Raw genomic sequence first — 8,424 nt, 5'->3', positions numbered from 1 at the left:
AGGAGTTCCACCAGTGAGCACGCCGATGAGCGGCATCACCACCACCCCCGAGGGCATCACCAACCCCCCGATCGACGACCTCCTGGGCCAGGTGAGCTCGAAGTACGCCCTGGTCATCTACGCGGCCAAGCGGGCCCGCCAGATCAACGACTACTACTCCCAGCTCGGCGAGGGCCTGCTGGAGTACGTCGGCCCGCTGGTGGAGCCGGGCCCGCGGGAGAAGCCGCTCTCGATCGCCATGCGCGAGATCCAGGCCGGCATGCTCGAGCACACCGAGGGCGAGCAGTAGTACCGATGACCGAACGACCCGGTCCTGAGCACCTCGAGCGCAGGCCACGGGTCCTGCTCGGGGTGTCCGGTGGCATCGCCGCCTACAAGAGCGCGGAGCTCCTGCGCCGGCTCACCGAGACCGGGCACTCGGTCCGGGTGCTGCCGACCGAGTCGGCGCTGAACTTCGTCGGTGCGGCCACGTTCGAGGCCCTGTCCGGGCAGCCGGTGGCGACCGGGGTGTTCGACGACGTCCCGTCGGTGCCGCACGTCAAGCTGGGCCAGGAGGCCGATCTCGTCGTCGTCGCGCCGGCCACCGCGGACCTGATGGCGCGCCTGGCCCACGGCCGCTCGGACGACCTGCTGACGGCGGCGCTGCTCACCGCGCGATGTCCGGTGCTGCTGGCCCCGGCGATGCACACCGAGATGTGGGAGCACCCCGCGACCCGCGACAACGTGGCGCTGCTGCGCTCCCGCGGCACGGTCGTGCTCGAGCCGGCGTCCGGGCGCCTGACCGGTAAGGACACCGGTTCCGGCCGGCTGCCCGACCCGTCCGAGATCGCCGACTTCGCCCGGCTGCTCCTGGAGCGCGGCGACGCACTGCCGCGCGACCTGGCCGGGCGGCACGTCGTCGTCTCCGCCGGGGGAACCCGCGAGGCGCTGGACCCGGTGCGGTTCCTCGGCAACCGGTCGTCCGGACGTCAGGGCTATGCGCTGGCCCGGGTCGCGGCCCAGCGCGGGGCGCGGGTCACGCTGGTCTCCGCGCACACCGCGGACCTGCCGGACCCGGCGGCCGTCGACGTGGTGCGGGCCGGCTCGGCGGCGCAGCTGCAGGCCGCCGTGCACGACGCGGCCCAGGACGCCGACGCCGTCGTGATGGCCGCCGCGGTGGCCGACTTCCGGCCGGTCGACCTGGCCACCGACAAGATCAAGCGCGGGGACGCCGAACCGCCGCCGCTGCGGCTCGCGCAGAACCCGGACATCCTGGCCGGGCTGGTCCGCGAACGGCGTCCCGGACAGATCGTCGTCGGGTTCGCCGCGGAGACCGGCGACGCCTCCGGCGACGTGCTGCACCACGGGCGGGCCAAGCTGCGCCGCAAGGGGTGCGACCTGCTCGTCGTCAACGCGGTGGGGGACGGCAAGGCGTTCGAGGTCGGCGACAACGCGGGCTGGCTGCTCGGCGCCGACGGCGGGGAGTCCGAGATCCCCACCGGTTCCAAGGCGCTGCTGGCCTCCCGGGTGTGGGACGCGGTCGGCGCCCGCCTGTAGAGGTTCCCGACGCCCGTGGGGGCCGGTACCCGTGACATCACACGGGTACCGCCCCCACTGTGCGCTCGCGGGCGTTTCTCAGTCGTCGAGGTCCGAGCTGCTGCCCGGGGTGGTCTCCGAGGAGCTCGGCGACGTGGTGCTGCGCGGCGACGAGTCGTTGCTGCTCGGCGAGGTGCTGCTGCTCGGGGAGGACTCGCTGCTGCGCGGGGACGACTCCGAGGTGCTCGGGGTGGACCCGTTGCTGCGCGGGGACGACTCGGAGCCGTCCTCGGTGCGCTCCGGGTTGGTGCCCGATCGCGGGCTGCTCGTGCTCGGGGAGTCCGAGGTGCTCGGGGACTGGGAGCTGCGCGGGGACTCCGTGCTGCGCGGGGAGGAGAAGAAGTCGTCCTCGCCCTCCTCGGCGCGGTTCGGGGCGGACGTGGTGCCCTCCGAGCCGGTCTCGACGTACTGCGCCTGGGCCCAGCCGCCGAACTCGTCGAGCTGGACGAAGCCGTTGCGCTTCTCGCCGACCGAGGTGGTCTCGCCGCGCTCGCAGACGCCGACGATGGGCGCGGACTCCTTCGGCTCGGACCGCACGTTCACGCTCGACGTGCAGGTGCCGGTGCCGGCGGCGGACGCCGTGCCGGCGATCAGTGCCGTCGCCGAGACGCCGGCGATCGCGAGCGCGCCGGCGACGGCGGCGATGCGCCGTCCTGGCGTGGTGTGCGCCTTCATCGTGGGAAACCTCCGTGCCGCAGGGGCGTGGATCAGCTGCTGTGGGATTCACCTCCCACTCGGTGCGGGGGTGATGTCTCGCCCAACGAGTGGGCGGCGCGCGGATTCGTGATCCACTCGTCAATCACCCCATCAAGCGACTCAGCGTTGCCGAATGAGAGGTTGATTTCACTCTCCGTGGCGGTGTTGCGTGATGCAGGACATCGGAGGACGGGCTTTACTGGACTAGGGTGAGTGCCCAGAGGCCGGAGCGATCATGGTTCCGGCCGGACGAGCGCGGTCGGACGGCCGCGACAAGTCGATCGGATGGAGAAACAGCGCGTGTCGAACACGAGCCGACGGTTGTTCACGAGCGAGTCGGTGACCGAGGGTCATCCCGACAAGATCTGCGACGCGATCAGCGACTCGGTCCTCGACGCGTTGCTCGAGGAGGATCCGAGCAGCCGTGTCGCGGTCGAGACCATGGTCACGACCGGCCAGGTGCACGTCGCGGGTGAGGTCACCACGACGGCCAAGCCCGACCTGGTGAAGATCGTCCGGGACCGGATCCTGGAGATCGGGTACGACTCGTCGACCAAGGGCTTCGACGGGGCGACCTGTGGCGTGAACATCGCCATCGGCGCGCAGTCGCCGGACATCGCGCAGGGCGTGGACACCGCCTACGAGAAGCGCGTCGAGTCCGCCGAGGACGAGATCGCCAAGCAGGGCGCGGGCGACCAGGGACTGATGTTCGGTTACGCCACCACGGACACCCCGGAGCTCATGCCGCTGCCGATCGCGCTGGCCCACCGGCTGGCGCGGCGCCTGACCGAGGTGCGCAAGAACGGCACCCTGCCCTACCTGCGTGCCGACGGTAAGACCCAGGTCACCATCGAGTACGACGGCGAGAAGCCGGCCCGCCTCGACACCGTCGTGGTCTCCAGCCAGCACGCCGCGGACGTCGACCTGGACGGGATGCTGACCCCGGACATCCTGCAGCACGTCGTCACCCCCGAGGTGGAGGCGCTGGGCTGGGACGCCACGCAGCCCAAGCTGCTGGTCAACCCGACCGGCCGCTTCGTGCTCGGCGGCCCGATGGGCGACGCGGGCCTGACCGGCCGCAAGATCATCGTCGACACCTACGGCGGCATGGCCCGTCACGGTGGCGGCGCGTTCTCCGGCAAGGACCCGTCGAAGGTGGACCGGTCCGCGGCGTACGCCATGCGCTGGGTCGCCAAGAACGCCGTCGCCGCGGGCCTGGCCCAGCGGATCGAGGTCCAGGTCGCCTACGCGATCGGCAAGGCCGCCCCGGTCGGCCTGTTCATCGAGACGTTCGGCACCGAGAACGTGGACCCGGCGAAGATCCAGGCCGCGATCGAGGAGGTCTTCGACCTGCGTCCGGCCGCGATCATCCGCGACCTGAAGCTGCTGCGCCCGATCTACGCACCGACCGCCGCGTACGGCCACTTCGGCCGCACCGACATCGAGCTCCCGTGGGAGGACACCTCCCGCGCGGACGCGCTCAAGTCGGTCGCCGGTAGCTGAGGCAGGTTCTCCCCGCTGGCCGGGTCCGGTTCGCCGGACCCGGCCAGCGGTGTGTCCGGCCTGTCCGGTGGCTCCGAGGCCCGGTGGGTCCGGGGTCCGTCCGGCGAACGGCGCTCTCGTCGGAACCTGTGCGACGAGCGCGCCGCCCGCTCACCCGTGGCCCCGGGGGCGCGAGCGTGCGTGGGCGGAACTGTCGGTGCCGGGCTGCATGCTCACCCCATGTCCACGACCTCGACCCCACCGGCGTCCCCGCCCGCCGCCCTCGGCCGGTGCCCGCTGCCGCGGGCCGGGCCGGGGCGGTCTGGTAGACCCCGGGGCGTGAGCACCCCACCGGCGAGCAGGACCCGCGGCGAGTGGCAGCCGGCCGCGACGCTGCCGGTCGCCCGGGTCGCGGTGGACGTCGGGCTGGCGCACCTCGACCGGCCCTTCGACTACCGGGTGCCCGCGCACCTCGACGCCGACGCCGTGCCCGGGACGCGGGTCCGCGTCCGCTTCGCCGGCCGGCTCGTCGACGGCTACCTGCTCGCCCGCGCCGAGGAGTCCGCGCACACCGGCAGGCTCGCCTGGGTGGACAAGGTCGTGTCCGCGGAGCCGGTGCTCACCGGAGAGGTCGAGCAGCTGTGCCGGGCGGTGGCCGACCGGTACGCCGGGGTCCTGGCCGACGTGCTGCGCCTGGCCGTCCCGCCGCGGCACGCCCGGGTGGAGGCGGAGAAGCCGCGCGAGCGCGACCCGGGCCCCGACGAGATCGTCCCCGACCGGTCCGGCTGGGCCGGGTACCCGCGCGGCGAGGCGTTCCTCGACGCGCTGGCCGGTGGACGGGCCGCGCACGCCGTCTGGCAGGCGTTGCCGGGGGAGGACTGGGCGGCGCGCCTGGCCGAGGCCGCCGCGCAGACCGCCGCAGCGGGCCGGGGTGCGCTGCTCGTGGTGCCCGACCAGCGCGACGTGGAGCGGCTGCAGGCGGCGTGCGCCCTGCTGCTGGGCGCCGACGGGGTGGTGGCGCTCTCGGCCGACCTCGGCCCGGCCGAGCGCTACCGGCGCTGGCTCGCGGTGCGCCGCGGCGCGGTGCGGGTGGTCGTCGGGACCCGCTCGGCGGCGTTCGCCCCGCTGTCGGACCTGGGCCTGCTGGCCGTCTGGGACGACGGTGACGACTCGCACACCGAGCCGCGTGCGCCCTACCCGCACGTGCGCGACGTGCTGGTGCTGCGCGCGCACCGCGCCGGGGCGGCCCTGCTGGTGGGCGGGTTCGCCCGGACCGCGGAGTCGCAGGTGCTCGTCGGGTCGGGCTGGGCCAGCGCGATCGCGGCCGACCGCGCGGTGGTGCGCGAGCGCGCGCCGCGGGTCACCGCGATCGGCGAGACCGACACCCAGCTGGCCCGGGACCCGACCGCGCGGGCCGCGCGCGTCCCGGCGGTGGCGTTCGAGGCCGCGCGCGCGGCACTGGCGGCCGGACGGCCGGTGCTGGTGCAGGTCCCGCGCGCCGGGTACCTGCCGTGGCTGTCCTGCGCGTCCTGCCGGGAGACCGCGCGGTGCCGGCACTGTGCCGGACCGCTCGGGTTCCCCCGTCCCGGAGCCGGGAACGGCGCCGCCGGCCCGGCGGGGGAGTCGGCCGGAGGCCCCGCGGGACTGCCGCACTGCCGCTGGTGCGGTCGCGCGGAACCGGCGTTCCGGTGCGCGGGCTGCGGGTCGCGCCGGCTCCGCGCCGGCGTGGTCGGCGCCGGGCGCACCTCGGAGGAGCTGGGCCGCGCGTTCCCGGGGGTGACGGTGCGCTCCTCCGGTGGCGGCGCGCCGGTGCTGTCGACGGTGGCGGACGGGCCGTCGCTGGTGGTGGCCACGCCGGGGGCAGAGCCCGCCGCCGAGAGCGGGTACGGGGCCGCGCTGCTGCTCGACGGGTGGGCGATGCTCTCCCGCCCGGACCTCAAGGTCGCCGAGGAGACCCTGCGCCGGTGGTTCGCCGCGGCGGCCGCGGTGGTGCCGCACTCCGAGGGCGGGCGCGTGGTCGTCGTCGCGGACTCGTCGCTGCCGACCGTGCAGGCCCTGGTGCGCTGGGACCCGGCCGGGCACGCCGAGGCCGAGCTCGCGACCCGGGCCGAGGTGGGGTTCCCGCCCGCGGTCCGGATGGCCGCCGTCGAGGGGCCGCCGGCTGCGGTGGCCGAGGTCGTGGACGCGGTGCTGGCAGCGGAGGGGGCTCCGTCCGGGGTGGAGCTGCTCGGCCCGGTGGAGATCGACCCGCCGGAACGGCCGTCCGGCCACGGGCCCGACGACGAGGTGCGGGAGCGGGCACTGCTGCGGGTCCCGCGCGCCTCCGGGCGCGAGCTCGCCGGCGCGCTGGCGGCGGCACAGGCAGGCCGCAGCGCGCGCAAGGCGGCCGAGGCCGTGCGGGTGCGCCTGGACCCGTCCGAGATCGGCTGACCGGCCCGGCCCGGCCGGGGGTCCGGCGTCGGCGGTGGGAGAATGGGGGACCCACCCGAGAGACCTGCGAGGAGAACCGTGCCCATCCAGCCCGTCCGGCTCTTCGGCGACCCGGTCCTGCGCACCCGCGCGACCGAGGTCGAGACGTTCGACGCCGAGCTGCGACGGCTGGTGTCCGACCTCACCGACACGATGCACGACGAGGGCGGCGCCGGCCTGGCCGCGCCGCAGATCGGCGTCGGGCAGCGGGTGTTCGTCTTCGACTGCGACGGGTTCTCCGGGCACCTGGTGAACCCGAGCTGGGAGGCCGTCGGCGAGGAGGACCAGGTCGGACCGGAGGGCTGCCTGTCCATTCCCGGCCTCGGCTGGGACTGCCGCCGGCGGCTGCACGTGGTCGCCCGCGGATGGGACATGCACGGTGAGCCGCAGGTGATCGAGGGCAGCGAGCTGCTCGCCCGGGCGATCCAGCACGAGACCGACCACCTCGACGGTGTCCTGTTCATCGACCGCCTCGACGCCGAGACCCGCAAGCAGGCGATGGCCGAGATCCGCGAGGCGTCCTGGTTCGGCGAGCCCGAACCCGCGGTCAAGACCAGCCCGCACCCGCTGTTCGGCAAGGCGCGATGAGGCTGCTTTTCGCCGGCACCCCCGACCCGGCGGTGCCCTCGCTGCGCGCCCTGCTGGACTCGCCGCGCCACGAGGTCGTCGCGGTGCTGACCCGGCCGGACGCCCCGGCCGGACGCGGGCGCAAGCTCGTCCGGTCGCCGGTCGGGGCCCTCGCCGATGAGGCCGGGATCCCGGTGCTCACACCGGGCCGCCCGTCCGACCCGGAGTTCCTGGACGCCCTGCGCGAGCTCGCGCCGGACTGCGCCCCGGTCGTCGCCTACGGCGCGCTGGTCCCGCGCGCGGCCCTCGACGTCCCCCGCTTCGGCTGGGTCAACCTGCACTTCTCGCTGCTCCCGGCGTGGCGCGGCGCCGCCCCGGTGCAGGCCGCGATCCGGCACGGCGACGACGTCACCGGAGCCACCACGTTCCGGCTGGAGGAGGGCATGGACACCGGCCCGACCTTCGGTGTGGTCACCGACACGATCGGCGCCACCGACACCTCCGGGGCCCTGCTCGGCCGGCTCGCCGACTCCGGGGCCCGCCTGCTCTCGGCCACCCTGGACGGGATCGAGGACGGGACCCTGTTCGCGGCCCGGCAGCCGCCCGAGGGCGTGTCGACGGCGCCGAAGGTGACCACCGCCGACGCCCGCGTGGACCCGAGGAACCCGGCCGCGGCGATCGACCGGCTGATCCGTTCGGTCACCCCCGACCCGGGGGCGTGGTGCGAGTTCCGCGGCGAGCGTCTCGGTCTGGGGCCGGTCCGCCCGCTGCGCACCGGCGAGGTCGAGCTCGCGCCGGGGCAGCTGCTGGTGGAGCGCAAGCGGGTACTGGTGGGGACCACGACGGTCCCGGTCGAGCTGGGCGAGGTCCGTCCCGTCGGCAAGCGGGCGATGCCCGCTCCGGACTGGGCACGCGGTGCCCGCATCGACGCCGGGGAGTCGCTGGCATGAGCGCACCCGCACCGCGCCCGACGCCGATATGGTGATCCACCTACCTGCCGCCGGCGCGCCGGTCCCGTCCGGCGCCGGCCCGGTGGGCGCCGGCCCGGTCGCCGCTGCGGCGACCACCACAGCACTGCCGCCGACGCGGCCCACCCCCGCCGCGAGGAGACCCCGTGAGTGACCAGAAGCCCGACGGACGACCCGATCGGACCGGCGACGGCTGGTCGCGCGGTGGGGCGGGCCGGGACGACGACCGCCGACCGGCGCAGCGTCCCTCCACCGGCCGCGACGACCGGCCGGGCAGCGACCGCGCCGGCGGCGACCGCACGGGCGGCGACCGCACGGGAGGCGACCGCGCCGGGGGTGACCGCGCTGGTTCCGGCCGGACCGGCGGCGACCGCGGCGGCTCCGGCCGAGCCGGAGGGGGCCGAGCCGGAGGCCGCGACGACCGGCCGAGGCGCGACGAGCGCTCCGGCGGGGCATCGAGCGCCCGCCCACGCCGTGACGACCGCCCGCGTGACGACCGCCCGCGTGACGACCGCCCGCGTGACGACCGCCCGCGTGACGACCGCCCGCGTGACGACCGCCCGCGTGACGACCGCCCGTCCCGTGACGTCGCGCCACGCGGCGACGCGCGCCCGCGCGGTGATGACCGGCCGTCCCGAGACGACCGGCCGCGCCGCCCGAGCCACGA

At 75.6% G+C, this 8,424-nt stretch carries 7 protein-coding genes; 6 read left to right on the top strand and 1 reads right to left on the bottom strand.

Annotated elements, in window-relative coordinates; genetic code table 11:
* Positions 1-25: 25 nt before the first annotated feature.
* Together rpoZ and coaBC are read left to right on the top strand one after the other, a co-directional pair.
* Positions 26-289, top strand: a complete 264-nt coding sequence (gene rpoZ / locus I4I78_RS26385) for a DNA-directed RNA polymerase subunit omega (protein WP_218614199.1) — start codon at positions 26-28, stop codon at positions 287-289.
* A gap of 5 nt (positions 290-294) precedes the next feature.
* The gene (gene coaBC / locus I4I78_RS26380) at positions 295-1,536 is read left to right on the top strand and encodes a bifunctional phosphopantothenoylcysteine decarboxylase/phosphopantothenate--cysteine ligase CoaBC (protein ID WP_218614198.1); all 1,242 of its coding nucleotides are present in this window, start codon (positions 295-297) and stop codon (positions 1,534-1,536) included.
* A gap of 78 nt (positions 1,537-1,614) precedes the next feature.
* Here the strand turns inward: coaBC and I4I78_RS34310 are convergent, their stop codons facing one another.
* Positions 1,615-2,250 carry an SH3 domain-containing protein gene (locus I4I78_RS34310; protein ID WP_374225919.1) on the bottom strand — a complete coding sequence of 212 codons (636 nt, stop codon included), beginning with the start codon at positions 2,248-2,250 and terminating at the stop codon, positions 1,615-1,617.
* A gap of 306 nt (positions 2,251-2,556) precedes the next feature.
* On the opposite strand from I4I78_RS34310, the gene metK reads away from it, so the two are divergent.
* The 4 genes from metK (at position 2,557) to I4I78_RS26355 (ending at position 7,739) form a co-directional block, all read left to right on the top strand.
* Positions 2,557-3,774 carry a methionine adenosyltransferase gene (metK, locus tag I4I78_RS26370; RefSeq protein WP_218614196.1) on the top strand — a complete coding sequence of 406 codons (1,218 nt, stop codon included), beginning with the start codon at positions 2,557-2,559 and terminating at the stop codon, positions 3,772-3,774.
* Between the two features lie 219 nt (positions 3,775-3,993).
* Complete coding sequence (locus I4I78_RS26365; protein ID WP_218614195.1) at positions 3,994-6,183, top strand: primosomal protein N'; 2,190 nt, start codon at positions 3,994-3,996, stop codon at positions 6,181-6,183.
* A gap of 78 nt (positions 6,184-6,261) precedes the next feature.
* Positions 6,262-6,810, top strand: a complete 549-nt coding sequence (gene def, locus I4I78_RS26360; RefSeq protein WP_218614194.1) for a peptide deformylase — start codon at positions 6,262-6,264, stop codon at positions 6,808-6,810.
* The gene (locus I4I78_RS26355; protein WP_218614193.1) at positions 6,807-7,739 is read left to right on the top strand and encodes a methionyl-tRNA formyltransferase; all 933 of its coding nucleotides are present in this window, start codon (positions 6,807-6,809) and stop codon (positions 7,737-7,739) included. Before def ends, I4I78_RS26355 begins: the two co-directional genes overlap by 4 nt.
* Positions 7,740-8,424: the final 685 nt, after the last annotated feature.

It is taken from the genome of Pseudonocardia sp. KRD291 (assembly GCF_019263595.1).
Lineage (GTDB): Bacteria > Actinomycetota > Actinomycetes > Mycobacteriales > Pseudonocardiaceae > Pseudonocardia.
This window is presented reverse-complemented; position numbering and strand designations above follow the sequence as displayed.

What these genes read in the sequence shown, in the direction of transcription:
- rpoZ (WP_218614199.1), top strand. Translation starts at nt 26, where the DNA reads ATGAGCGGCATCACCACCACCCCCGAGGGCATCACCAACCCCCCGATC.
- coaBC (WP_218614198.1), top strand. Translation starts at nt 295, where the DNA reads ATGACCGAACGACCCGGTCCTGAGCACCTCGAGCGCAGGCCACGGGTC.
- I4I78_RS34310 (WP_374225919.1), bottom strand. Translation starts at nt 2,250, where the DNA reads ATGAAGGCGCACACCACGCCAGGACGGCGCATCGCCGCCGTCGCCGGC.
- metK (WP_218614196.1), top strand. Translation starts at nt 2,557, where the DNA reads ATGGAGAAACAGCGCGTGTCGAACACGAGCCGACGGTTGTTCACGAGC.
- I4I78_RS26365 (WP_218614195.1), top strand. Translation starts at nt 3,994, where the DNA reads ATGTCCACGACCTCGACCCCACCGGCGTCCCCGCCCGCCGCCCTCGGC.
- I4I78_RS26355 (WP_218614193.1), top strand. Translation starts at nt 6,807, where the DNA reads ATGAGGCTGCTTTTCGCCGGCACCCCCGACCCGGCGGTGCCCTCGCTG.